Genomic DNA, 24,975 nt, shown 5'->3' with positions numbered 1-24,975 from the left:
CTCAGGATCAGGCGAAGTGCTCCGCCATTTCGCCGAGGATCTGCTCGCACCAGTTCTGGATGCGCTCATCGCTCAGGTCGTATTGATTGGTTTCATCCAACGCCAGGCCGACAAACAATTGGCCATCGGCGATAACTGGTTTCGGGCTGGTGAACTCATAGCCCTCGGTTGGCCAGTAGCCGACAAACTTCACGCCTTTGGTCGCCAGCTTATCGTGCAGCATCCCCAGCGCGTCAAGGAACCATTCGCCGTAACCAAGCTGATCGCCCATGCCGTACAGCGCGACGATTTTGCCATTCAGATCTAAGGCGTCGAGCTGTTCCCAGACCGCTTCCCAGTCTTCCTGAATTTCGCCGAAATCCCAGGTCGGGATGCCGAGAATCAGCACGTCGTACTGGCTCATCAGCGCGGGGGAGTCATCTTTCAGATTATGCAGCGTCACCAGCTCGGGGCCGATGATATCGCGGATTTTTTCCGCGGCCATTTCGGTGTAGCAGGTACTGGAGCCGTAAAAAAGACCTATATTCATCGCGTAAACGTCTCAATTCTTGCCGTGAATTGCGCCCAGTGTACCAGAAAGGCGGCCTCTTAAGGCATAATGAGGGCGTATAACGAACAAAGAGGCCGATGTGAAACAGGATCTGGCACAAATTGAACAGTTTCTCGATGCCCTTTGGCTGGAGCGTAATCTGGCGGAGAACACGCTCAGCGCCTATCGCCGCGATTTGACGATGCTCGTGGAGTGGCTGCATCATCGCGGGCTGTCGCTGACGAGCGTCGGCAGCGACGATCTACAGGCGCTGCTTGCCGAGCGGCAAACCGGCGGCTACAAAGCGACCAGTACCGCACGGCTGCTTAGCGCCGTGCGCCGCTTCTTCCAGCATTTGTACCGGGAGAAAATCCGCCCGGACGATCCCAGCGCGCTGCTGGCTTCGCCGAAGCTGCCGCAGCGGCTGCCGAAAGATCTCAGCGAGGCGCAGGTTGAGCGTCTGCTGCAGGCGCCGCTGGTGGAGCAGCCGCTGGAGTTGCGCGATAAGGCGATGCTGGAAGTGCTGTATGCCACCGGCCTGCGCGTCTCCGAACTGGTTGGCCTGACGATGAGCGATATCAGCCTGCGACAGGGCGTACTGCGGGTCATTGGTAAAGGCAACAAAGAGCGGCTGGTGCCGCTGGGCGAAGAGGCGGTGTCATGGGTTGAAAATTACCTTGAATACGGCCGCCCGTGGCTGCTGAACGGTGTGGCTTCGGACGTGCTTTTCCCCAGCCAGCGCGCGCAGCAGATGACGCGCCAGACCTTCTGGCACCGCATTAAACACTATGCCGTACTGGCGGGGATCGACAGCGCGAAGCTCTCCCCGCACGTGCTGCGTCATGCATTCGCCACGCATTTGCTCAATCACGGCGCCGATTTACGCGTGGTGCAGATGCTGTTAGGACACAGCGATCTCTCCACCACGCAGATCTACACCCACGTGGCGACCGAACGTTTACGACAACTTCATCAACAGCATCACCCGCGGGCGTGAGTGCTGAATAAAAGGACTGAGTATGAAAAAAGGTTTATTGATGTTCACCCTGCTGGCGGCTTCACTCTCCGGCGCGGCGCATGCCGATAGCGCGGCGATCAAACAGTCGCTGGCGAAGCTGGGTGTGCAGAGCACCGATATCCAACCGTCGCCGGTTTCCGGGATGAGCACGGTGCTCACCGACAGCGGCGTGCTGTACGTCACTGACGATGGCAAACACATTATTCAGGGACCGATGTATGACGTCAGCGGCGCGCAGCCGGTTAACGTCACCAACCAGTTGCTGGTCGACAAGCTGAACGCCTTAACCAAAGAGATGATTGTCTATAAAGCGCCGAAGGAGCAGCATGTCATTACCGTCTTTACCGACATCACTTGCGGCTACTGCCATAAACTGCACGAGCAGATGAGCGACTATAACGCGCTGGGGATCACCGTGCGCTATCTGGCCTTCCCGCGCCAGGGGCTGCAAAGCCAGGCCGAGCAGGATATGAAAGCGATCTGGTGTGCGAAGGATCGTAATAAAGCGCTGGATGACGCCATGAATGGTAAAGGCGTGCAGCCGGCGAGCTGCAGCGTAGATATCGCCAAACATTATACCCTCGGGGTGCAAATGGGCGTCAACGGCACCCCGGCGATGGTTCTCAGCAACGGCATGGTGCTGCCAGGCTATCAGGGGCCGAAAGAGCTTAAAGCTTTCCTCGACGAGCATCAAAAACAGACTAGCGGTAACTGATTCGCGTGAAACAACAGATACAACTACGCCGCCGCGAGGCGGTTGATGGCGTCGACCTCCCCGCCGACCTGCCGCCGTTACTGCAGCGGCTATATGCCAGCCGCGGCGTGCGCAGCGCGCAGGAGCTGGAACGCGGCGTCAAAGGCATGCTGCCATGGACGCAACTCACCGGCGTTGAAAAAGCCGTTGAAATGCTGCATGACGCTTTCCAGAAAGGGTTACATATTGTGGTGGTCGGCGATTTTGACGCCGATGGCGCCACCAGTACCGCGCTTAGCGTGCTCGCCTTGCGCGCGCTGGGCTACGGTAACGTCTCCTATCTGGTGCCGAACCGTTTTGAAGACGGCTATGGTTTAAGCCCGGAAGTGGTCGAGCAGGCGCACGCGCGCGGCGCGCAGATGATCATGACCGTCGATAACGGCATTTCATCACATGCCGGCGTCGATCACGCCCATACGCTCGGTATCCCGGTGCTGGTGACCGATCACCACCTGCCGGGCGATACGCTGCCGGCGGCGGAGGCCATCGTTAACCCTAACCTGCGCGATTGCGACTTCCCGTCAAAATCACTGGCCGGGGTCGGGGTGGCGTTTTATCTGATGCTGGCGCTGCGCACCTTCCTGCGAGATAACGGCTGGTTCGAGGCCCGCGGTATCGCCGCGCCAAACCTTGCCGAGCTGCTGGATTTAGTGGCGCTGGGCACCGTTGCGGACGTGGTGCCGTTAGATGCCAACAACCGCATCCTGACCTGGCAGGGGTTAAGCCGCATTCGCGCCGGAAAATGTCGGCCAGGCATTAAAGCGCTGCTGGAAATTTCCAACCGCGATCCGCAAAAGCTTGCCGCCAGCGATCTCGGTTTCGCCCTCGGGCCGCGCCTGAACGCTGCGGGTCGGCTGGATGATATGTCCGTCGGCGTCGCGCTGCTGCTGTGCGATAACATTGGCGAAGCGCGGGTGCTGGCCAATGAGCTCGATGCGCTCAATCAAACGCGTAAAGAGATTGAGCAGGGGATGCAGGCCGAAGCGCTGACTCTGTGCCAGCAGCTGGAACGCAGCAGCGACACCCTGCCCGGCGGGCTGGCGATGTACCATCCGCAATGGCATCAGGGGGTGGTCGGCATTCTGGCATCACGGATTAAGGAGCGCTTCCATCGCCCGGTTATCGCTTTTGCGCCTACCGGCGACGGCACGCTCAAAGGTTCTGGCCGCTCCATTCAGGGGCTGCACATGCGCGATGCGCTGGAGCGCCTTGATACGCTTTATCCTGGGTTAATCCTGAAGTTTGGCGGCCACGCGATGGCGGCGGGTTTATCGCTGGAAGAGGCGCGTTTTGAAGAGTTTCAACAGCGTTTCGGCGAGCTGGTGACCGAGTGGCTGGATCCCGCATTATTGCAGGGCGAGGTGGTTTCCGATGGCCCGCTGGCGGCGGCGGAAATGAGCATGGAAGTGGCGCAGATGCTGCGCGATGCCGGGCCATGGGGGCAGATGTTCCCGGAACCGTTGTTTGATGGCCGTTTCCGCCTGCTGCAGCAGCGGCTGGTGGGCGAGCGTCACCTGAAAGTGATGGTCGAGCCGGTTGACGGCGGGCCGCTGCTGGACGGTATTGCCTTCAACATCGATACTTCCATTTGGCCGGATAATGGCGTGCGTGAAGTACAGTTAGCCTACAAGCTCGACATCAACGAGTTCCGCGGCAACCGCAGCCTGCAGCTGATCATCGATCACCTCTGGCCAAATTGACAACAGTGTATTAATAAGGGCGCGAATCCGGTAGAATTCCGCTCTTATCACCGCATTTTGACAAATCCATTAAAAGAAACCGACCATGTTTGAAATAAATCCGGTAAAAAACCGCATTCAGGACCTCACGGAGCGCTCCGACGTTCTTAGGGGGTATCTTTGACTACGATGCGAAGAAAGAGCGTCTCGAAGAAGTAAACGCCGAGCTGGAACAGCCGGACGTCTGGAACGAACCTGAGCGCGCACAGGCGCTGGGCAAAGAACGTTCTTCTCTGGAAGCTATCGTCGAAACGCTGGATCAGATGACCCAGGGTCTGGAAGATGTCGCCGGACTGCTGGAGCTGGCGGTAGAAGCCGAAGACGAAGAGACCTTCAACGAAGCGGTTGCCGAGCTGGACGGGCTGGAAGAGAAGCTGGCGCAGCTTGAGTTCCGCCGCATGTTCTCCGGCGAATATGACAGCGCCGACTGCTATCTCGATATTCAGGCCGGTTCCGGCGGCACCGAAGCCCAGGACTGGGCCAGCATGCTGATGCGCATGTACCTGCGTTGGGCGGAAGCGCGCGGCTTTAAGACCGAAATCATCGAAGAATCCGAAGGTGAAGTCGCGGGCATTAAATCCGTGACCATCAAAATCATTGGCGATTACGCCTACGGCTGGCTGCGTACTGAAACCGGCGTTCACCGCCTGGTGCGTAAGAGCCCGTTCGATTCCGGCGGCCGCCGTCATACCTCCTTTAGCTCGGCGTTCGTTTACCCGGAAGTTGATGACGATATCGATATCGAAATTAACCCAGCCGACCTGCGCATTGACGTATACCGCGCGTCCGGCGCCGGTGGTCAGCACGTTAACCGTACGGAATCCGCGGTGCGTATTACCCATATCCCGACCGGATTGGTGACGCAGTGCCAGAACGACCGTTCGCAGCACAAGAACAAAGACCAGGCCATGAAGCAGATGAAAGCGAAGCTTTATGAGCTGGAAATGCAGAAGAAAAATGCCGAGAAGCAGGTGATGGAAGATAACAAATCCGACATCGGCTGGGGCAGCCAGATCCGCTCTTACGTGCTGGACGACTCGCGTATTAAAGATCTGCGCACCGGGGTGGAAACCCGCAACACTCAGGCGGTGCTCGATGGCAGCCTGGACCAATTTATCGAAGCAAGTTTGAAAGCAGGGTTATGAGGAACCAACATGTCTGAACAACAAGCACAGGGCGCTGACGCGGCAATTGACCTTAATAATGAACTGAAAACCCGTCGTGAGAAGCTGGCTGCGCTGCGTGAGCAGGGCGTCGCATTCCCGAACGATTTCCGTCGTGACCATACCTCTGACCAACTGCACGCTGACTTCGATGCCAAAGAAAACGAAGAGCTGGAAGCGCTGAATGTCGAAGTGGCCGTTGCTGGGCGCATGATGACCCGTCGTATCATGGGTAAAGCGTCTTTCGTTACCCTGCAGGACGTCGGCGGCCGCATTCAGCTGTACGTCGCGCGCGATGACCTGGCGGAAGGCGTCTACAACGATCAGTTCAAAAAATGGGATCTCGGCGACATCATCGCCGCCCGCGGTAAGCTGTTCAAAACCAAAACCGGCGAGCTGTCCATCCACTGCACCGAGCTGCGTCTGCTGACCAAAGCCCTGCGCCCGCTGCCGGACAAATTCCACGGCCTGCAGGATCAGGAAGCGCGCTACCGTCAGCGTTACCTTGATCTGATCTCCAACGACGAATCTCGTAACACTTTCAAAGTACGTTCGCAGATCCTGGCTGGCATCCGTCAGTTCATGGTTGGCCGCGGCTTTATGGAAGTGGAAACCCCGATGATGCAGGTGATCCCAGGCGGCGCTTCCGCGCGTCCGTTCATCACCCATCATAACGCGCTGGATCTGGACATGTACCTGCGTATCGCGCCGGAACTGTACCTCAAGCGTCTGGTGGTTGGCGGCTTCGAACGCGTCTTCGAAATCAACCGTAACTTCCGTAACGAAGGGATCTCCGTTCGCCATAACCCAGAGTTCACCATGATGGAACTCTATATGGCCTATGCGGATTATAAAGATCTGATTGAGCTGACCGAATCCCTGTTCCGCACCCTGGCGCAGGACATTCTCGGTAATACGGCCGTGCCTTATGGCGATCAGACTTTCGATTTCGGTAAACCGTTCGAAAAACTGACCATGCGTGAAGCCATCAAGAAATACCGCCCGGAAACCGAGATGGCGGATCTGGATAACTTCGATTCCGCGAAAGCGATCGCTGAGTCTATCGGCATCAAAGTTGAGAAGAGCTGGGGTCTGGGCCGTATCGTGACCGAGATCTTCGAAGAAGTGGCGGAAGCGCATCTGATCCAGCCGACCTTCATCACCGAATACCCGGCAGAAGTCTCTCCGCTGGCCCGTCGTAACGACGTGAACCCGGAAATCACCGACCGCTTTGAATTCTTCATCGGCGGCCGCGAAATCGGTAACGGCTTTAGCGAGCTGAACGATGCGGAAGACCAGGCGCAGCGCTTCCAGGATCAGGTTGATGCGAAAGCCGCCGGCGACGACGAAGCGATGTTCTACGACGAAGACTACGTCACCGCGCTGGAACACGGCCTGCCGCCGACCGCCGGTCTGGGCATCGGTATCGACCGTATGGTGATGCTGTTCACTAACAGCCACACCATCCGCGACGTTATTCTGTTCCCGGCGATGCGTCCGCAGAAATAATCGCTTTTCGCGAAAAGCAAAAAACCCGGCTTGCCGGGTTTTTTTATATTTGATGTCAAGGTTCGTCGCTGGCGTAGCCCGGGTCGTTAATGCTTGTCACTCGCGGTTACGCGCGTAAACGCGCGACAAAGTCTATCAACGCCTGACGCGCGTTTTTGTTTTTGGCTTCCAGCACCATCCACGGGCTAAAGGCCCACGGGGTAGCGGCCAGCGCGCTTAACATTTCCGGCAGCTCAACCCACTGATAATCCATCACTTCATCATCATTCGGTTGCAGCTCGCTGACCACGCAAGCGGCATACACCGGGCAGACTTCGTTTTCGACGATGCCATTCGGGGCAACCGCCCGATAGCGAAAGGCCGGGTGGACGGGGGCAATATCAGCGATCTCGACGCCCAGTTCGAAGCGGCAGCGCCGGGTGACGGCCTGCTCGAAGGTTTCGCCCTGTTGCGGATGTCCGCACACTGAGTTAGTCCACACGCCAGGCCAGGCTTTTTTGCTAAGCGAGCGGCGCGTGACCAGGAACTGGCCTTGCTCATTGAACAACCAGCAGGAAAACGCGAGATGCAAAGGGGTATCGAGCGTGTGGGCGGCATACTTCTCCAGCATACCTGTGGGTTTATCTTGCTCATCCAGCAAAATGACGTGTTCCCCGGCCATGACGACTCCTGAAATAAATAAATGACCCGGCACAAACCCGCCGGGTCATGTACTCAGGCCACTAGGGTAGCCCATAAATGGGAGAAAGGCATTACCAAAACAAGCCCTGCATGTATTCGTCGGGCGAGAACAATAGTAGAAAAAGCCCAGAACATTGGGGATCGTCCATCGGGCTGGTATGATATTCGCCCATGATGCCGAGATGAGAAACCGTTGAGTGCAGGACGCCTGATGAAAACACGCTTTTATATCGCGATAATGCTGCTTGCTAGCCTGACTTTAGCCGGCTGTTCCAGTACTTCCGATTCTGGGTCCACTTATACCGTGAAACGCGGCGATACGCTGTATGCGATCTCCCGTAGTACCGGCACCAGCGTACGCGATCTGGCGCGCCTGAATAACATCTCTCCGCCATACACTATTGAAGTCGGACAGAAGCTGAAACTTAACGGCGGTTCGAAAGCAAAAAGCAGCACCGCCGGGAAAAAATCCTCCAGCACCCGTACCGCCGCCGTAACGCCATCATCGGCGGTGCCGCAGTCCTCATGGCCACCGGTGGGGCAGCGCTGTTGGCGCTGGCCGACCAGCGGTAAAGTGGTGATGCCGTACTCCACCCGCGATGGCGGCAATAAAGGTATCGATATCGCCGGTACCCGCGGCCAGCCGGTTTACGCCGCCGGCGCCGGTAAGGTGGTCTACGTCGGCAACCAGCTGCGCGGCTACGGCAACCTGATCATGATTAAGCATAACGAGGATTACATCACCGCGTATGCGCATAACGACAAGATGATGGTTAACAACGGCCAGAGCGTGAAGATTGGCCAGCAGATAGCAACCATGGGCAGTACGGACGCCGATTCCGTACGGCTGCATTTCCAGATTCGCTATCGCGCCACGGCCATCGACCCGCTACGTTATCTGCCGCCGCAAGGCAGTAAGCCTAAGTGCTAAAAGGTTATTTTATCAGCAGTTAGCCCAATTCGGGCTTGCCACAGGGTGCGTAAGGTCTATAATGCTTTTCGCACCTCTTCGCGGGCGTAGTTCAATGGTAGAACGAGAGCTTCCCAAGCTCTATACGAGGGTTCGATTCCCTTCGCCCGCTCCAAAATCAAGTCTCATAATCTCAATTTCCCTTTTGTTAATAACAAGTTACAGCTTTATTTTTTTGTATTGTTAAGCCTGACGTTCGACTCACTGAATATCAAATTATCGCTGCTACCAGGTCTGCCTGGCCCTGCTGGAAAACAGCAGGAAGTCGCCTCATAAAATCCTACCTAATCAGATGCCGGAATAGCATTGCCGTCGGCAGAAACGTTGAAAACTTCAAAAAGCCATGAAAATAAAACAGATGCGCTTACATTGAAAGACCCCTCACCTTTTGTGATGTTATCATTCAAACATAAAATGTGATGATAGTGACTTTTAAGACCGGTAATTTTGTGTTCTTGTGACATTTGTCACTTTAAAGATGTTCATCATTGTTATAGTTCTAACATTGATTACGCTGATGATTCAGATAAATCTTATTGACGCATTCTTTGGTTTGTCAGCTAAGGATGAAGATTGTTAGGGGAAAAGATGAAGTATCTTATTGGTATCATGAGTTTTTTAGTAATTTTCATTCTTGCAATCCTTGCCAGTAACAACCGGGGGGCTATACGCTATCGGCCATTGGTCGTGATGTTATTCTGTCAATTCACGTTTGCCGGTTTGTTGTTGAAAACAAGCCTGGGTAACCAGGTGATAGCCGTTATTGCTGGCGCGTTTGCCCATTTAATGGCCTATGCGAGTGAAGGGGTTAACTTTGTCTTTGGTGGTTTGCAAAACCACGGCGAGCTCTCTTTCTTTATTAGCGTCCTCTTGCCTATAGTTTTTGTGTCCGCTCTTATTGGTATTCTTCAACATCTGAAGATACTAGGCTTCCTTATCCGTTACATCGGATTGGGACTCAGTAAGATTAATGGCATGGGGCGGCTTGAGTCGTATAATGCGGTTGCTTCTGCAGTATTAGGTCAATCAGAAGTATTTATTTCAGTTAAGCAACAACTGGGACTTCTACCTCAACATCGTCTTTATACGCTGTGCACATCTGCAATGTCGACTGTGTCAATGGCCATAGTTGGTGCTTATATGGCGATGTTAGAACCGCGCTATGTAGTCACCGCTCTGGTGCTGAACCTGTTTGGCGGGTTTATAATTGCATCGCTACTTAACCCTTATCAGGTCGAACCACAAGAGGATATTCTTACCGTATCTGAAGGCCATCAAAGTTTCTTTGAAATGTTAAGTGAGTATATTTTAGATGGTTTTAAGGTTGCGCTCATTGTTGGGGCAATGTTGATTGGATTTATTGCGTTAATCACTATGATGAACGCCATATTTACCGCAATATTTGGCATCTCATTTCAGGCGCTTCTGGGATATTTGTTTGCTCCTATGGCCTACCTGGTTGGTGTTCCATGGCATGAAACGGTGGATGCAGGGAGTCTGATGGCCACCAAAATTGTAAGTAATGAATTTGTCGCGATGCTGAGCTTGAAAAGTATGGCTGCTGAATTCTCAGTACGTACTATGGCTGTACTTTCGGTATTCCTGGTATCGTTTGCTAACTTCTCATCTATTGGCATCATCGTAGGTGCTATTAAGGCGCTGAATAATGAGCAGGGTAACAGCGCGGCTCGTTTTGGCTTGAAATTATTATATGGTGCTACGTTGGTAAGTTTCCTTAATGCGACCATTGTTGGCCTGTTTTTCTAAATTCACAAAGTAATAATCTAATAGTATGTAATCATTATGCCTCAACGTTTTTAAATGTTGGGCCCTTACTCAGCTTTAATAATAAAGAAGCAATATAAGGGATTATTGATATGTTAAATTGCTGTTTTTTTAATAAACCTCTGGCTACGATTTTATTAATGTCTGCATCAATGTCACCGATATATGCAGCTGAAGAATCGAGGAGTAGACCACCAAATGGTGTAACTAACTTTATCACAGACAGTAGCGCTGATATTTCCTTGAGAAACCAATTCAAAAACCTTAACTCCTCTGACTATGGTGAAAGGTCAGTGCAAACAGCCTGGGGGCAAGGGGTAACATTAGATTTCCGTTCGGGTTATATTGCCGATATTATTGGTTTTGACACATCGTATTATCAAGTTTTTAAGTTGGCCGCAAGTGATGATTTCGCTGGGCGCAGCGTCTTATACAATGATAATGGGAAAGCGAAGGGATTTCATAAATTTGGCCAGTTATATGCTAAATTGAAACTTGACGGTGAAGATAGTTATTTCAGACTGTATTCTGGTTGGCAGATTATCAATAAATGGGGAGCGTTGACGAATTCGAGTCGTGCGATACCAAGTACCTATCAAGGATGGAAGATGGATAGCGAGTTTGGCCGACTCGCTTTTCGCGGCGCATGGGTTGACCGATACAGCGATCGTGATTCTCCTGAGCAGGTTCATTTCCAGACTGCCGATCGTAAGAAAAATATAAGTTACCTGGCTACAGGAGAGCTCAGCTATAAACAAAAGGATTATAGTGTGCTTTATTTTTATGGCGAAAGTCATAACTATATGCAGCGGCATGGCGTGGAAGTCGGTTGGCAGCCTCAGTCTTTAGCTAAGAATCAGGGCCGAGTACTTACCATGTTATATATGAACCATGGTCTCAAAGATTTCAAAGCGATGAGTGCTGATTATCGTCCATTCAATAATGATGCATGGCATGCTGCATTTTACCTGGAATGGAAACAGCATAAGTGGAAAAATAAGTTTGGTGCATCCTGGACCAGGGCCAATTCTTCAGACGATCACCTTGGGTATTTTGAACGACACATGGCAAAGAATAGTCGCGGAAGATTCAATTCTATGGCGGATGCATGGGGTAATGACTACGTCGGTAATAATGAAAAATCGGTGACATGGACGACGGAATATAACTTAACGCCAGAAGTGAATATCGGGTTACAAAGCGCTATTGGATGGGGAATGAAATACCACTCCCAAACAATTGAGCGTGGTGAGACTATTTTGTTCTCAAGGTGGAAACCATCGTGGGAAAAGAATTTAAGTTTCCAGTTGTCCGGTGGCCCTTCCTGGAATTACCAAAGTAAAAAAAATCGACCAATTCTAACCGACGATGGTAGACCAAAGCGTGCAGTTAATCATTCTATCGAATTCCAGATTGATTATGCATTTAATCTATTCTAATAGCTAACCTGTTTAAGGATAAATATCCATGTATAAATATAAAATGATTCGTTCAGCGGCTTTCGTTAGCGCTCTTATTTTCAGTGTGCCAGCTTTTTGTGCCAATCCGGTGTCATCCGATACCGGTATCGGCGCAACATTGCAGCAGATTACCGAGCAATATCCTATTCATTTCATTTCTATAGAACAAATTGTTAAAGAGTTAAAGAATAAGCCGCCGATGGATGTCGGTTTTGATATTGATGATACTATTTATTATTCTACTCCTGCATTTATCCATGGTCAGAGAGAATTGTCACCTAAAAGTAATGAATTCCTGAAGAAAAGTGAGTTTTGGGATCGACTTAGTAACGGTTGGGATAGTTTTTCCGTCCCCAAAAAATCTGCATCTGAATTGATTAAACTGCATCTGGAACGTGGAGATCGTATTTGGTTTGTCACCGGTCGACCAAAACCCACTAACGGAAAAGAGACGGTGACTGAACTGTTGGGGAGAGACTTTTCCATCCCGCATGAAAAACTTAATAAAGTTATTTTTGCCGGAGAAGATAAAGGGGCAAAAGTACAATATATCCGTGACCGAAATATCAAGTTATATTATGGAGATTCAGATGGCGACATTAAGGATGCTCGTGAAGCTGGCGCAGAACCTATTCGCGTGATGCGTGCACTGAACTCCTCTAATCAGCCTATGCCTCGCAACGGCGCGTTAGAAGAAAAAGTATTGGTTAACTCTGACTACTGATTGTTTCATTTTCGCCCCCACCAGCCTGGGTGGGGGTAGCGAAAACTGAGGAATATATGGCACAGTGAGTTTGGGCATCTGATTAAAGGTAATATACTTACCTCAACACAAAGCAGGTGATTTCATGATCAAGAAAACTAAGCATACTTTCCCCCTGAGTTCAGGCTGGAATGTGCATAGCTGATTGGTCTAAGAGTTACTCTTATCGACAGGCCAGTGGGGCAATGAATGTCGGATTTATCCTTTTCGAAACCTGGATTAGTCAGCTCAGACGGAAGCGGCAGGATATTTTCTTTGAGGTATAAATTAAGGTTTAACTTACAAAATGGTCCGTGCTACAACGGGGCATATCTTATCGGCTACATCCGTGCTACCGGGCGAACAATACATCAGGTCATCCTTAACCCGACGCATATCCAGAAGGTGATTAATCCGCGAAGTGATTCATCACGCAGGCGAAGCGGGGTGAAAAGTTATCGCCAATAAGAACCGTTTCCTCATTCAGCCGCTTTAACATATACAGCTTGTCGGCATGTTCGTAAGCGTCGAAGAAGAGGTAATCGACAGCATCTGTTGCATTATCATCGGGGGATTTTTCGCGTCCCTCGGGGGTGAGCATGAAAACGCCGGCAGTATGACCGAGCGGACGAGCATACCGAAAGAACAATTTTCGGTTTACAGCAAACTCGCCGTCATCGCTTTTGAGCTTTCCTTGCACTGATAATGAAAGGTGCCCGGAGTTGTAGCTGGTAATCAGCATGATTCCGTGGAGTTCCTTTTTGGTATTCTGGATGTCGAGGATCGACGTGAATTCCGAGGAGCAGGAAAAACTGATTTCTTGTTTTTTAGCATTCCCAGTGATAATCAAATAGGCGATAGCTGCCAGCCCAATAATGACTATTACGACTGACCAGAGTAAAAAAGAGTGATCGCTTTCCTGCTTCATATCATTCCTCATGATGGCGATACTGGCTGATGCAATGGTAATAGCCGAGGTTGAGGCCGCATTCAGCGGCAAACGACCACTCAACCAGGTTATGGTTGCTCGCCCAGGTATTAAGATACAGGTCTTTAGGGTGCGAGCAGTTGGGGCTAATCCCCACGGATTTGAAAATATCCAGCGCTTTCTTTTCGGTTATCGTGTCTGTGAGGGCATTTCCTAATATATGTACACGGCATTGCTCGTAGTCGATGGTTCGCAAGATAGCTGCGTCCGTCATGGCTATATGATTGGGTATCCATGTTAACCACGCTGTTGCCAGCACGGCGATGCTGGTAATTAACGCTGTGATAGCGACAGGCCACCGGTTTGGTTTCTTTCTCCTCGGCGTCGATGCAACATAGGCAACTCTGGCGGCCGTTTGCGCTTCTTCCTGTAGCTGAATATTGATATTGACGTCGCCCATCCGAAATCCAATACGAGGAATGGTAACGATGAGTTCTGCAGGATGACCTGTCGACGTAATGGCTTTGCGCAAAAATGAAATGTGCTGGTTAAGATTCGCATCCGTCGCTCTGGCGCCATTATGCTGGAAAACATTCAGCAGAATTTCATCGCGCGAGGATATCTCTTTACCATTTTGCAACAAATAGAGCAGTAATTGTGTAGCCACGTTATTCAATGTGGCTATTTCACCAGATGCCACGTCTTTTAGGGTATTTTTAAGTGGTCTGAAAACTAAACCATCACCAATAATTACGGATTTAATTTTGTTTATTGGTATATGAGAAATCACTGATGTCTCCTTTAAAGCAGGATATCTCGCATTCGAGTGGGGGAAGCAACAGCATAACATAATTCATTTATAAAAAGAGGTTGTGCCATAGATCGCTTTATTATCATTTACATAACAATATTTTAATATTCTTTATGTAATCATTCATTCTCCTTCCTTTCTTTCACTATCTTATTGTCAGCACTCACTTTTGGTATCCCTTTCAATTTTTAAAAATATTTTATAAATATATTTTGCCAGTTATCTGTTCTAAATTAAAAAATAGTTGATAGTTAAAAACTCTATAAAAACTATAAATAATAGACATTAACACTGTTAGTTGCGTGCTTTTTGGCTAATTTTTAGGTAAATGATCGATCTGTAGGCGGGAAAGCAACACGATTTCCTGAGTTTGATTGATTCCGTATTTTGGCATTGTGTCAATTTTTCGTCGACTTAATATAAGCCCCGAAACAGCGTAAACGACTGTGGACGGTATTTCTGATGGAATACCAATGAACTTCAAAATACGGTGCGGTTTGAGATGGATTGTTTGCAAGGATATGCGCTGCCGCCTCCGCGAGATCGGGTTTTCCCGGACAGGAATTGTCTGCGGAAATAGATCGTCGGAATAACCAAAAACAGATATAAGGTTAAGAGTAATATGAAAATGAAAAACGTGGCTGTGGCCTGTGCGCTGATGGCGGGAATGACTTTTACTGCCTCTTCTGCTTTCGCTGCAAAAAATGTTGAACCGACTAACGGTAAAATCCACTTCACCGGCTCTCTCGTTAATTCTGCATGTGGTCTGGCGCCAGAATCCAGCCCGGTGCAGGTGAATTTTGGCGAGATCCCAACTTCTCAGTTAAAAGACAACCAACGTGCTGGCGTTAAACATGCCAAAATTGTTCTGCAGGGTTGCGATACGACTGTCGCAAAAACCGCTACCGTGACTTATACCCCGGCAACGATTGATGCAGACAACAACGCGCTAGCCGCCTTCACCTCTGGTACTGCCAAGGGCGCAGGCATCGGTATGGTTGACAGCGGCAACCAGGATGTTGAGTGGGGTAAAGCTGCCTCTCAGGTCAACATTACCGATGGCGAAACCGACATTGATTTCGTCGCTTACCTGCAGGCAAACAACGCATCTGCAGCGGTAACTCCGGGTGATTTCGAATCTACCGTTAATTTCCAGATCGATTATCAGTAACGATCTGCAGCGGGCGCATTATCGCGCCTGCTTAACCCTTCCTGCGAATAACTGAAAGGAAATGCGGTTATGCCTGGATGGCGTATTTTACTGCTTTTTATCTTCATATCGCCTGCATGGGTTTCGGCTGACACTCTCCGTCTTGTCAGTACGCCCGGAAAAATGCGTATGCGGGGAAATATTATTGAGGCTGCTTGTTATGTCGATCCGCGCGACCGGTCGCTACTGGTTGAATTCGATGATCTCTCAGCCAGAGATATTTCCGGTAAACCTGAAAAAGTATCTGCGCATAATTTCAGCATTCATTTGCTGGGATGCTCACTAGGGGATTCTCAACACCCCGGTAATGTGTTTCAACGCGCCAATATTACTTTTTCCGGTGCCCCCGATAGGGACAATCCAGATTATCTAAGCGTGCAATCGGAAACTGAAAATTTAGCGATAGAAATATACGACAGCAAAGGACAGCAAATTCACTTGGGCGAACCATCACCGGACTATGTACTTAACCCAGGAAAAAATACGCTCAAATTTACGGCTTATTTGATCTCCCGCGACGGAAGAATGACATCTGGCGAATTTACTGCGGTCACGCATTTTGTTGTGAATTATCTCTGAGCTGCACTGCATTTCGGGTATCTGAAGGTTGCGAACAAAAATGATCACGCTGAAAACAGATAAAAAACGTCTGGCGCTATTTATTGCACTGGTCTGCGCCGCTTCATGGGCTGAAGCGGATGAGGCTATTGAATTTAATACCGACGTACTGGATGCCAGCGACAGGCATAATGTCGATTTACAGCGTTTTTCCGAAGGCAACTTTGTGGCTCCCGGAGAATATCTGCTGGATGTTCGAATTAACAGCCAGGAGATTCCTCAGCAGACAATCCGTTATATCGCCGATCCGGCCAATTCACATAAATCTATAGTGTGCCTGACGCCGCAACAACTTGAGTTACTGGCGCTCAAAGAAGAGGCGCTGACCCATATTCATGCCATTAGCGCAACCTGCTATGACATTTCCCACCTGCCGGGTGTGGCGCTGAATAATAGCGCAGGCGTACTGGACATTACCGTGCCTCAGGCATGGATGAAATATACCGACCCAGACTGGACGCCGCCTGAGCGCTGGGATAACGGCGTCGCCGGGCTGATTTTTGACTACAGCATTTCAGGGCAGGCCACGCATTACGAACAGGGTGGCGATCACTATCGCTCTCTGTCCGGCTATGGGCAGACAGGTTTTAACCTCGGCGCATGGCGTTTTCGTGGCCAGTATCAGGCCAATTACGCTTCAGATGATAATCATGGGCGTATCGACTGGGATCAGATCTATGCTTATCGCCCGTTACCGATGCAGGCTGCAAAACTGACGGTCGGCGAAATCTATTTGAATTCTCAGGTTTTTGATTCGGTGCGCTTCACCGGGGTCAACCTCGCCAGCGATGAGCGTATGCTGCCGCCAAATTTGCAGGGCTACGCGCCTGAAGTGCACGGTATCGCCCGCAGTAATGCGAAGGTCACCGTCAGTCAGCAGGGGCGTGTTATCTATCAAACCACCGTCCCTGCGGGGCCGTTTAATATTCAGGATCTGCACGGTTCGGTACGCGGTACGTTGGATGTGCGCGTCGAAGAGCAGGATGGCAGCGTACAAACTTTCCAGGTCAATACGGCTGATATCCCTTATCTGACGCGTCCGGGCTATGTTCGCTACAACGCCGCGGTTGGTAAGCCGTCGCGTTATAACCACGACGTTCAGGGCCCTGCGTTTTATAGCGGCGATTTTTCCTGGGGGGTGAGCAATGCATGGTCACTGTACGGCGGCGCGTTGCTCACCGGCGAGCGCTACAATGCCTGGTCGATGGGGATAGGACGGGATTTAAGCTGGCTGGGAGCGCTGTCGGCCGATGCGACGCAATCCGTGAGTCGGGTGAAGCATCAGGCTGAACAAAAAGGCATGTCCTTTAAGCTCAGCTACGCCAAAACCTTTGATGAGTACAACAGCGCGATTACCTTTGCCGGGTACCGCTTTTCACAGCGAACCTTTCGCACCTTCTCGCAGTTTCTCGACGAGCAGTATGAAAGTAACAACAGCGCCGGCAACGAAAAAGAGATGTACACCGTTACCGGCAACAAAACCTTTTTTGCTGACGATCCGCATTTAGCGACCACGTTATACCTCACCTATACCCACCAGAACTATTGGGATCGCGGTTCCCAGGATCGTTACGGATTATCGATGGGACACAGTTTTTCCTTCGCGGGAATCCAGGGGATCAGCGCCAACCTCGCGGCTTATCGCTCTGAGTATCAGGGCAAACGGGACGACAGTCTTTCGCTTTCAATTTCAGTGCCATGGGGCGATGGCCGCTCCATGGATTATGAATTACAGAACAGCGGTAACCAGACCAGCCAAATGGTTTCGTATTCCGATAACCGCGATCGTAATAATCCGTGGCGTTTGCGCGCAGGGGTTTCCGGGGAAGGGCGTACGGCATTTGATGGTTATTACCAGCATCGCAGCATGATGGCGGAGCTGGAATCTAACGTCAGCTGGCAGCAATCACGCTATTTCTCCGTAGGCGGCACGGTACGCGGCGGCTTTACGGCGACGCGTCACGGCGCGGCGTTACATAACAGTCAGGCGTCAATGAATACCGCCAGAGTGATGGTTGATACCGATGGCGTTGCCAATGTGCCGCTTAACGGCGAACAGGCGCACTCAAACCGTTTCGGTATTGCCGTTGTACCGGACGTCGTCAGTTATCACAGCTTTGATACCCGTATCGATGTGGACGTCATGGACGAGGATATTTCCGCGACCAAAGCGATCGTGACTAACACCCTGACGGAAGGCGCCATTGGCTACCAGCGCTTTGCCGTCGCGCAGGGGCAAAAAATGATGGCGCTGCTGCGCCTGAAGGATGGCTCGGTGCCGCCGTTTGGCGCCGAAGTGTTTAACGCCAACGGCGTCAGCGTCGCCATGGTGATGGAAAACGGCATGGCCTGGATTGCGGGGGTGAATCCGTCCGAGCGTCTTTCCGTTGCCTGGGCTGGCCGTGCGCAGTGTCACTTACAAGTGCCACAACAAATCAACCCGGAAGGTAACGTGCTGTTGCCTTGTGAATAATTTCAATAACCTGAATGAATTTTGTCATGAATAATCAATCTTTTAAATTCGCGCGCCGTTGGCTTAAACCCGTCGCCTGTGGCCTGTTTTTTATTGCCCAGATCAATGCTTCGTGGGCGGGTATTGCGCTCGACCGTACACGCATGATTATCACCGGTGATGCTCGCTCGGTAAGTGCGAACTTAACCAACACCAGCCCGAGCATTCCATTTCTGGCTCAGTCGTGGGTAGAGGACGCCCACGGAACAAAAATTACCTCGCCATTAATGGTCTTACCGCCGCTGCAACGGATTAACGGTGGGCAGAAGGGAATCGCCCGCGTGACGAAAACCAGCGGAATTAACGCGTTGCCACAGGATCGCGAGAGTCTGTTCTACCTGAACGTGCGTGAAATTCCGCCAAAACCGGATAAGCCGAACGTGCTGCAGCTGGCGATGCAGTCGCGGATCAAATTGTTCTATCGGCCGACAGCTATCGTGCCGGAAACGCCGGGGGCGGTGTGGCAAAACCAACTGATCTTTCACAAGCAGGGTCAGCGCTGGACCGTGGATAACCCAACGCCATACTTCGTCACCTTAATCGGCTTAAGCCGCAAACCTGAAGCCCAGGGCGGCGGCAGACTGACTGATTTCCCGGGGATTATGATCCCGCCAAAATCCTCTCTCGATTTCAACGTCTCGGACGCCAGCGTCAGCCAGTTCAGCATGATGTACGTGAACGATTTTGGCGGTCACCCTGAATTGAAATTCAGCTGCACAGGCAATGTGTGTAAAGCATTGCCGATGGAGCAACAGCCCCGGTAAAGGACTCGTAAATGAAAAAGATGCTTTGCGCTCTGCTGATGGCAGGCATGGCCTGCTCGGTTCAGGCCACAAGCGGCCGCCATGATATGAGCAACGTTTCCGGCGAGTATGGCAACGTCCGCTTTCACGGTCGGGTATTCGTTTCGCCGTGCGTGCTGGATATGGCTTCACGCGATCAGACCATAGATCTCGGCGATATTTCCGCCAGCCGCTTTCGCCAGAGCGGCGATCGCAGCGATCCGGTATTGGTGACGCTGCACCTGAATGGCTGCTTAAAAGGCTCCGGGCACACGTTAAAGGACTTTCCTGGGCAGACCAGCGAGCTCCCTGAGCTGTCGCACAGTACGGTGGAGCGTGGCGTTTCGATGACACTGATGGCCGAAAGTGCGCCGGAAAACAGCGATCTTGGGCGGATTCGCGGCGATGTGCGCGGCGCGGGCATTCGGCTACTGACCGAACGCAACCAGTTGATCCACCTGAATCAACCGCAACGCATGTGGATCCTCAAGCCGGGCGATAACGCGATTCACTTTCTTGCCGCGCTGGAATCTTTTGGGCAGGAGGTGACCGCTGGCGAATTTAACGGTCTGGTCAGACTTAAGCTGGAGTATCTATGAGCGTATTGCACAAAGCGCTGCTGTGGGTCGTCCTGGCTGGCTGTCCGCTGGCCGGGCAGGCATTTACTCTCGGTGAGGGAGAACCTCAGGGCGGATCGCCGCATCAGTACGATATTGAACTGAACTCACTGGATGTCAGCAAAAACCACGAGGGCGGCAGAACGGATCCGTTCACCTGGAATTTAGGCAGTTGGTATGTCGTGGATTTTCATTGTGAGCAGGCCGACATCTCGCGCCAGCCGATTTACTACACCACCACGACCACCATGCCGCCCTCTAATCAGGGAGCGAACCGTTTTCGTCTGAATGATTACCTGGATGTGGAAGTGAAGGTATGGGTCGCCGGGCGGTATAACGACTACGTTCAGGCGCCGTTCACCAACTTTTCGAATCGCTACAACGACCATAACTGCAAAAAGCGCAAAGGCTACGAGCGAGCCACTAACATTGAAAGTGGCTCTAAAGGGAAAGTGACGTTTATTGTCACTAAACCCATTATTAACGGCATCAATATCACTTCTCAGTCGCTGGTGGAGGTTGCTGGACGTCTGGGCAGCGCTGGCCCTACGCCGACAACGCCAATTTCCCGTGTGGTCATTAAATCCGGGCTCATTACGGTGCCGGACAAATGCATCTTTAATCGCGGAGACAAAATCAGCATCGAATTTGGCGATCTGCCAGGCTCCGCCGCCCGGCTCAACGGCACCAACTACAGCAAGTCGATCCCCATTCATGTGGTCTGCGAGGGGGGGAGCTTCGATCAGGGCGCGTTGAACATTAATCTTGGCGTACAAACTACCACGGCGTCAGGCACGGCGGGATTTAACGATCATCTCCTCGGCACGCTAAGCGGCGGCCAAAAACGCGACGATCTCGGCATTGTGATTAAAGACGCGAGCGGCGGCACCGTCGTGCCCAATCAGTTCTACAACGTGAAGGGTTTTTACCAGAATCAGGGCGACTGGAATCTTACCGCCGCGCCGGTGGCCAAACCGGGCGTGGGAAGCGTCAAAGAAGGTGAGTTTGAAGCCTCTGCCACCGTTGTCGCGCAGTTTCAGTAGGGGGATGCCATGAGATTTACGCTGTTAATCGCCACCAGCGCGCTACTGCTTGGCGGCTTGGCGCAGGCCGACACTAAGCTGGTCGGCGGCGATATGTATTTTCACGGCACCATTCGGGCGCTGGCCTGCAGCCTTGCGCCAGGAGGCGACAAAATCGAGGTCGATTTCGGGCAAATTGCGACGCAGGATCTCTATCTCTCGGGGCGCAGTAAGCCGAAAAAATTCAGCATTGAGTTACGCGACTGCAACCCGGAGGTTTTTCGCGGGATCTCGGTCACTTTCAGCGGAAGTGAAGATGCGGAGCTGGCGGATCATCTGGCGCTGGATAGCAGTGAACAAGGCGCCTCCGGAATCGGCATCGGAATGAGCGAAGAGGATGGTACGGCAATCCGCCTTGATGAAAGCACGTCAGTCAAAGAGATTACTGAAGGCTCGATGACGCTGAACTTTTTGGCATGGGTCGCGGCGGAACCGTCGGCGTTAAAAAATCAGACTCTCGAATACGGCCCCTTCAGCGCCAGCGGGACCTGGACGCTGAACTACCAATAGCATGATGAACGCATTGCATCGTATTGCGCCGCTGCCGGCGCAGAAATTATTGCTGGTTGTCAGTCTGTTTTTCTGGGGTGGGGCAATGCATCTCTACTGGCCGAATAACGGGGGTAGCGGTTTGTCGTTGCCGCTAAATATAACGGCCTGGATTTATGCCGTTGTGCTGGCAGCTAGCGCATTGATGCTGGTACCTCGTCAACGCTGGCGGATAACTATACCCGCCGCGGGGTTTACGATGGGGGCGCTCATTCTGACGTTGCTTTGTCTGTTGACGCCTGAGGTTTGGCGGTCCGAGGCGCTGCTGGTCGCGGGGGCGTTGCTGGGAGGCGTGCTTGTCTATTTGGCGACGTTGCAAATTCCGCTTACGACAAACACGCTGACAGTACTGCTGGCTCTGCTCTGGGGCGCGTGCGTCCTCGAATGTCTGGCGTTTACCTATCAATACTGGCATTGGCCGGGGGTGAATTACTGGGAGTTTGCCTGGCGGCGCGGTACACGCCCCTACGGTATTTTTCAGCAGGTTAATCTGATGGCCAGCTTCACGGCGTGTGGCGTGCTGCTGTCAGCATTGCTTTTTTTACGGCTACGTGGCGGATATCGAATTATCATCGGGATTGCTCTGGTGATAATGGGATTTGTACTGCATGAGTCTCAGTCGCAAACCGGTTACCTGTCTGTGGCGGTAGGCGAGGTCTTGCTGCTGGCGGTTTTTCCTGCGCAGCGCCGTACGCTGCTGTTACTCCTGCTGCCGCTGGCGATAGGCATGAATGCGGGCGCGCTTGCTCGCCATTTCTTGTCGGTGGTGACGATTAATCACCTGACGACCTCCCAGGTGCGCTGGACGGTGTTGAAAGCATCGCTGGCATTATTTGCCGAACGTCCGTGGACCGGATGGGGCGTGGGCAGTTTCGCCGCCGTGTTTCTTGAACGCGCGGGGCCGTTGGGGCTGAGCAGCATCTCGCATCCACATAACGAACTGGCGCTGTGGCTGGTGGAGGGCGGTCTGATTGGACTGCTGGGGGCGCTTTGTTTTATGGCGAGTGGTTTATGGCTCTGGCTGTACGGCAATCGCTGGCATCGCGCCTGCCTGGTGGCGGCGCTACCCGTGGTTATCCATATGTTGACGGAATACCCCGTCAGGCAGTCAACGCCACATTGGCTACTGCTGATTTTGTTGCTTCGTTGCGCAGACTGCCGGCGAAAAGGGGCCCGGCTGCCGCTCACCCTGGCGTCGCTGTTGCGCGCTGTGGCATTGATCGCGGTTGCTTTCATCACTCCATTGTTGTTTCTCACGCTGCATACGCAACAGCAGCTGACGCTGGCGGAGCGACAATCAACACAGTGGCGTCTGGCCGAATCTCTCCCTGTGGGAGGCTGGCTGCTTGCCACTCGCTACCGGTTTGATGTCCAGATGGGGTATCTACAACGATATCAACATACCCGTGATGAGCGTTGGCTGGCAGCCGTTCGCCGCTGGGCGCCTGACTATGTGCGTGTTCAACCGGACCCGAATGTCTCCTTCACGCAGATCTTGCTGGCGTTACAGCAGCGAGACCTGGCCGAGGCGCATCGTCTGGCGACACGCTTTTGTCTGTTATACCCGAATGATAGACGTATTCCATGGCTGCAGGATGCGCGACGTCCTTTTAATCAAATAATGGAGTGAGATAAACATATCCTCTTATCGGCCTGCGTTCATCTCTGAGACAGAACGACCTGCGCGAGCCGATCGGTGATGTTATCAAGCGTGCAAATCTTAATACGATGGTCCCGTGAATCAGAGAGGATAACCGTTTCTCCGTCGCCTTCGATTTCAAGAATAAATCTCGCCCCCAGGCGTCTGGAATTTTTATAGCGGGTGCTGATTCGTTGGGGAGAGCAGTCGTTGATGATGCTTAAATAGGGAAATTGCTGACGCAGGCTACGCCCGAGCAGCACTGCCTTAGCAGCCACGCGAGGCTGGCCTGCAATAATCACAATGTCGGTCGGCGGATGCGCTCTGGCGGGTTGGGGACGATAACCGAGCAGAGTGACAATCGGCTCCATCATGAATGCAAAACCGCAGGCGGAAACCGGTTTTTCAGCAATACGGCTGGCGCAGGCATCGTATCGGCCGCCACGGCTGATGATTAACTCGCGCTCCATGGCAATGCTGCGCCATTCAAAGACCAACTGACAATAGTCATTGGCGGGAAACAGCGCAGGATCGTATTGCCAGGCAATACCGGCTTGGGTCAGGGCGTGCTGAAGTCGCTGGAATCGATGACGGGAGTCAACGGTAATAAAATCCGCCAGGCAGGGCGCCGCAGGAGCAAGACGCTGAAGAAGGATATCCTCATGATGGATCAACCACTCCGGATGTTTCTCCAGCCAGTGCTGCTGCTCCGGGTTCAGCAAACGCGAGATGGGCTGGTAGTAATCGCGCAACGCCCGGCGGAAAGCCGCCAGCGAGGCCTCGTCACCCAGCATATTAATATGCAGTTCCGCCATTTCACCGAGGCCAATACGCCTGAAGAAAACCGCCTGCATAACCAGATGCTCAAGTTCGATATCAACGCCCGGCATGCCGAAGGCTTCGACGCCAATTTGATGATTTTGCCGGATATCTCCATCCAGGGAGCGTTGACGGAACATGGCGCCCGAATACCAAATCCGGCTCATTACTGCGGTATGAGGGTTATCGGCCATCAGGCGCAGACATCCGGTTGTCCCATCGCCACGTAATTTTCCCTTGTCGGCCATCACCGGGCCGCCTGGGGCGAATAGCGATGTATGTTCAAGTAAGGGTAACCTGATTTGTTGATAGCCATGCTGGCGCAGAAACTGTTCAGCCTGAAGTTCCAGCCAGGTCCACTGTTCTGATGGGGAGGATTCATATTTACGCGGGCGGCCGCAATGTCGTGCCCGCAGCGGCCTTTCCATCTGGGCTTCAAGTTGCTGGCTCAACGCTGGCGAGGCGAGCAGGCAATTTTGCGCCAGTGCATGGCGAATCCTTGTCACCAGCGCCCGATTTACCGGTTGTCGGCAGAATTCCTGGAAGTGGGCCTGTCTCTGTTGCTCATTCTCACCGAGCTTGAGCCAGACAGGATGGGGGACTATCAAACCTGAAGGCAGATTACCGTGACTATGGCACCCCGGGCTCCCGTCCTCGTCACATTCAATAAAGCGCTTCACGGCCAGGAAATAGGTTTCTGGTTCCAGGGGACTGCATAAGTAGCGGCTGTCCCACAATGCGCCATGCCGTTGGTAACGACGATTGTAATAAGGCACATAGCTGCGTCCGATATGCTGAATAAAACGGCTCAGCGCCTGTTTATCCGGAGCGCTGACCAGCAGCAGGATACGTGGGACGGCAAGTGACCAACTATGAATAGACACGGCGTAACGTTGCGCCGCGTCTTGCATACACCGTTCGAAGGCAGAGTAATCCTCCTCGTGGCGGAATAACTCCTCGCCATTATGCCCGCGAAGCTGCGCCAGATGCGGCATCCCCGGAATAAATAATCTGTTTTTTCTCGGCATGTCCACGGTTCTCTGCTTAAGGATCTCGCT

At 52.3% G+C, this 24,975-nt stretch carries 23 protein-coding genes, 1 tRNA gene and 1 pseudogene; 19 read left to right on the top strand and 6 right to left on the bottom strand.

Annotated features, from left to right (window positions below):
• Positions 1-7 precede the first annotated feature (7 nt).
• Positions 8-529, bottom strand: coding sequence for a flavodoxin FldB (gene fldB / locus ABLU80_RS15150; RefSeq protein WP_015369793.1), 522 nt, complete (start codon positions 527-529; stop codon positions 8-10).
• Between the two features lie 100 nt (positions 530-629).
• Between fldB and xerD the strand changes: the two genes are divergently transcribed.
• The 5 genes from xerD (at position 630) to lysS (ending at position 6,712) form a co-directional block, all read left to right on the top strand.
• Entirely contained in the window at positions 630-1,526 is an 897-nt protein-coding gene (gene xerD / locus ABLU80_RS15145; protein ID WP_047080361.1) for a site-specific tyrosine recombinase XerD, read from the top strand.
• Between the two features lie 22 nt (positions 1,527-1,548).
• Entirely contained in the window at positions 1,549-2,262 is a 714-nt protein-coding gene (gene dsbC, locus ABLU80_RS15140) for a bifunctional protein-disulfide isomerase/oxidoreductase DsbC (RefSeq protein ID WP_348850142.1), read from the top strand.
• A gap of 5 nt (positions 2,263-2,267) precedes the next feature.
• Positions 2,268-4,001: a single-stranded-DNA-specific exonuclease RecJ gene (recJ, locus tag ABLU80_RS15135; RefSeq protein ID WP_032715785.1), complete on the top strand. Its 1,734-nt coding sequence runs from the start codon at positions 2,268-2,270 to the stop codon at positions 3,999-4,001.
• Positions 4,002-4,086: 85 nt separating this feature from the next.
• A protein-coding gene (gene prfB, locus ABLU80_RS15130; RefSeq protein WP_096335406.1) for a peptide chain release factor 2 occupies positions 4,087-5,185 on the top strand; the annotation gives its coding sequence in 2 pieces (ribosomal slippage) (positions 4,087-4,161 and positions 4,163-5,185; 1,098 coding nt in all).
• Between the two features lie 9 nt (positions 5,186-5,194).
• The gene (lysS, locus tag ABLU80_RS15125; RefSeq protein ID WP_015369798.1) at positions 5,195-6,712 is read left to right on the top strand and encodes a lysine--tRNA ligase; all 1,518 of its coding nucleotides are present in this window, start codon (positions 5,195-5,197) and stop codon (positions 6,710-6,712) included.
• Between the two features lie 106 nt (positions 6,713-6,818).
• Here lysS and idi read toward each other — a convergent pair whose 3' ends face one another.
• Entirely contained in the window at positions 6,819-7,373 is a 555-nt protein-coding gene (gene idi, locus ABLU80_RS15120; protein WP_045359427.1) for an isopentenyl-diphosphate Delta-isomerase, read from the bottom strand.
• Positions 7,374-7,604: 231 nt separating this feature from the next.
• Between idi and actS the strand changes: the two genes are divergently transcribed.
• From actS to ABLU80_RS15105, 3 genes are all read left to right on the top strand, one after another.
• Positions 7,605-8,324, top strand: coding sequence for an amidase activator ActS (actS, locus tag ABLU80_RS15115; protein ID WP_015369803.1), 720 nt, complete (start codon positions 7,605-7,607; stop codon positions 8,322-8,324).
• An 80-nt stretch (positions 8,325-8,404) separates the two neighbouring features.
• Positions 8,405-8,478 (top strand) — tRNA-Gly (locus tag ABLU80_RS15110).
• Positions 8,479-8,951: 473 nt separating this feature from the next.
• A complete protein-coding gene (locus ABLU80_RS15105; RefSeq protein ID WP_015703389.1) occupies positions 8,952-10,130 on the top strand; it encodes a nucleoside transporter C-terminal domain-containing protein in 1,179 nt (392 codons plus the stop codon).
• Positions 10,131-10,164: 34 nt separating this feature from the next.
• Here ABLU80_RS15105 and ABLU80_RS15100 read toward each other — a convergent pair whose 3' ends face one another.
• On the bottom strand, positions 10,165-10,407 hold the full coding sequence (locus tag ABLU80_RS15100) for a hypothetical protein (RefSeq protein ID WP_015703388.1): 243 nt from the start codon (positions 10,405-10,407) through the stop codon (positions 10,165-10,167).
• On the opposite strand from ABLU80_RS15100, the gene ABLU80_RS15095 reads away from it, so the two are divergent.
• From ABLU80_RS15095 to ABLU80_RS15085, 3 genes and pseudogenes are all read left to right on the top strand, one after another.
• A complete protein-coding gene (locus ABLU80_RS15095; protein ID WP_227498488.1) occupies positions 10,289-11,587 on the top strand; it encodes an OprD family outer membrane porin in 1,299 nt (432 codons plus the stop codon). The two genes, ABLU80_RS15100 and ABLU80_RS15095, sit on opposite strands and share 119 nt — an antisense overlap.
• A 43-nt stretch (positions 11,588-11,630) precedes the next feature.
• Positions 11,631-12,332: an acid phosphatase AphA gene (gene aphA / locus ABLU80_RS15090; RefSeq protein WP_162866820.1), complete on the top strand. Its 702-nt coding sequence runs from the start codon at positions 11,631-11,633 to the stop codon at positions 12,330-12,332.
• 124 nt (positions 12,333-12,456) lie between these two features.
• A pseudogene (locus tag ABLU80_RS15085) lies at positions 12,457-12,622 on the top strand (transposase); the annotation flags it as partial.
• A gap of 137 nt (positions 12,623-12,759) precedes the next feature.
• Here ABLU80_RS15085 and ABLU80_RS15080 read toward each other — a convergent pair.
• Complete coding sequence (locus ABLU80_RS15080) at positions 12,760-13,278, bottom strand: hypothetical protein (RefSeq protein WP_049035053.1); 519 nt, start codon at positions 13,276-13,278, stop codon at positions 12,760-12,762.
• A 1-nt stretch (position 13,279) separates the two neighbouring features.
• Entirely contained in the window at positions 13,280-14,068 is a 789-nt protein-coding gene (locus ABLU80_RS15075) for a winged helix-turn-helix domain-containing protein (RefSeq protein WP_015369826.1), read from the bottom strand.
• 643 nt (positions 14,069-14,711) lie between these two features.
• Here ABLU80_RS15075 and ABLU80_RS15070 point away from each other — a divergent pair.
• The 8 genes from ABLU80_RS15070 to ABLU80_RS15035 all read left to right on the top strand — a co-directional run bounded on the left by ABLU80_RS15070 (position 14,712) and on the right by ABLU80_RS15035 (position 23,089).
• Entirely contained in the window at positions 14,712-15,260 is a 549-nt protein-coding gene (locus ABLU80_RS15070; RefSeq protein ID WP_015369827.1) for a fimbrial protein, read from the top strand.
• A gap of 69 nt (positions 15,261-15,329) precedes the next feature.
• Positions 15,330-15,878: a fimbrial protein gene (locus tag ABLU80_RS15065; RefSeq protein ID WP_032712484.1), complete on the top strand. Its 549-nt coding sequence runs from the start codon at positions 15,330-15,332 to the stop codon at positions 15,876-15,878.
• 40 nt (positions 15,879-15,918) lie between these two features.
• Positions 15,919-18,390 (top strand): fimbria/pilus outer membrane usher protein, encoded by a 2,472-nt coding sequence (locus tag ABLU80_RS15060; protein WP_348850140.1) that lies wholly within the window; start codon positions 15,919-15,921, stop codon positions 18,388-18,390.
• Between the two features lie 26 nt (positions 18,391-18,416).
• Positions 18,417-19,193: a molecular chaperone gene (locus tag ABLU80_RS15055; protein WP_032706354.1), complete on the top strand. Its 777-nt coding sequence runs from the start codon at positions 18,417-18,419 to the stop codon at positions 19,191-19,193.
• Between the two features lie 11 nt (positions 19,194-19,204).
• The gene (locus ABLU80_RS15050) at positions 19,205-19,810 is read left to right on the top strand and encodes a fimbrial protein (RefSeq protein WP_015703381.1); all 606 of its coding nucleotides are present in this window, start codon (positions 19,205-19,207) and stop codon (positions 19,808-19,810) included.
• On the top strand, positions 19,807-20,871 hold the full coding sequence (locus tag ABLU80_RS15045; protein ID WP_015369834.1) for a fimbrial protein: 1,065 nt from the start codon (positions 19,807-19,809) through the stop codon (positions 20,869-20,871). Before ABLU80_RS15050 ends, ABLU80_RS15045 begins: the two co-directional genes overlap by 4 nt.
• A 9-nt stretch (positions 20,872-20,880) precedes the next feature.
• Positions 20,881-21,420, top strand: coding sequence for a fimbrial protein (locus ABLU80_RS15040; RefSeq protein WP_015369835.1), 540 nt, complete (start codon positions 20,881-20,883; stop codon positions 21,418-21,420).
• Between the two features lies 1 nt (position 21,421).
• Positions 21,422-23,089, top strand: a complete 1,668-nt coding sequence (locus ABLU80_RS15035; RefSeq protein ID WP_063445942.1) for an O-antigen ligase family protein — start codon at positions 21,422-21,424, stop codon at positions 23,087-23,089.
• A 29-nt stretch (positions 23,090-23,118) separates the two neighbouring features.
• On the opposite strand, the gene ABLU80_RS15030 is transcribed toward ABLU80_RS15035, so the two are convergent.
• On the bottom strand, positions 23,119-24,912 hold the full coding sequence (locus ABLU80_RS15030) for an ATP phosphoribosyltransferase regulatory subunit (protein ID WP_348850139.1): 1,794 nt from the start codon (positions 24,910-24,912) through the stop codon (positions 23,119-23,121).
• Between the last annotated feature and the right edge of the window lie 63 nt (positions 24,913-24,975).

Source organism: Klebsiella sp. CN_Kp104 (assembly GCF_040064515.1).
Taxonomy (GTDB): Bacteria; Pseudomonadota; Gammaproteobacteria; order Enterobacterales; family Enterobacteriaceae; genus Klebsiella; species Klebsiella aerogenes.
Note: the sequence above shows the minus strand (reverse complement) of the source record. Positions and strands in the feature narration are given on the sequence as shown.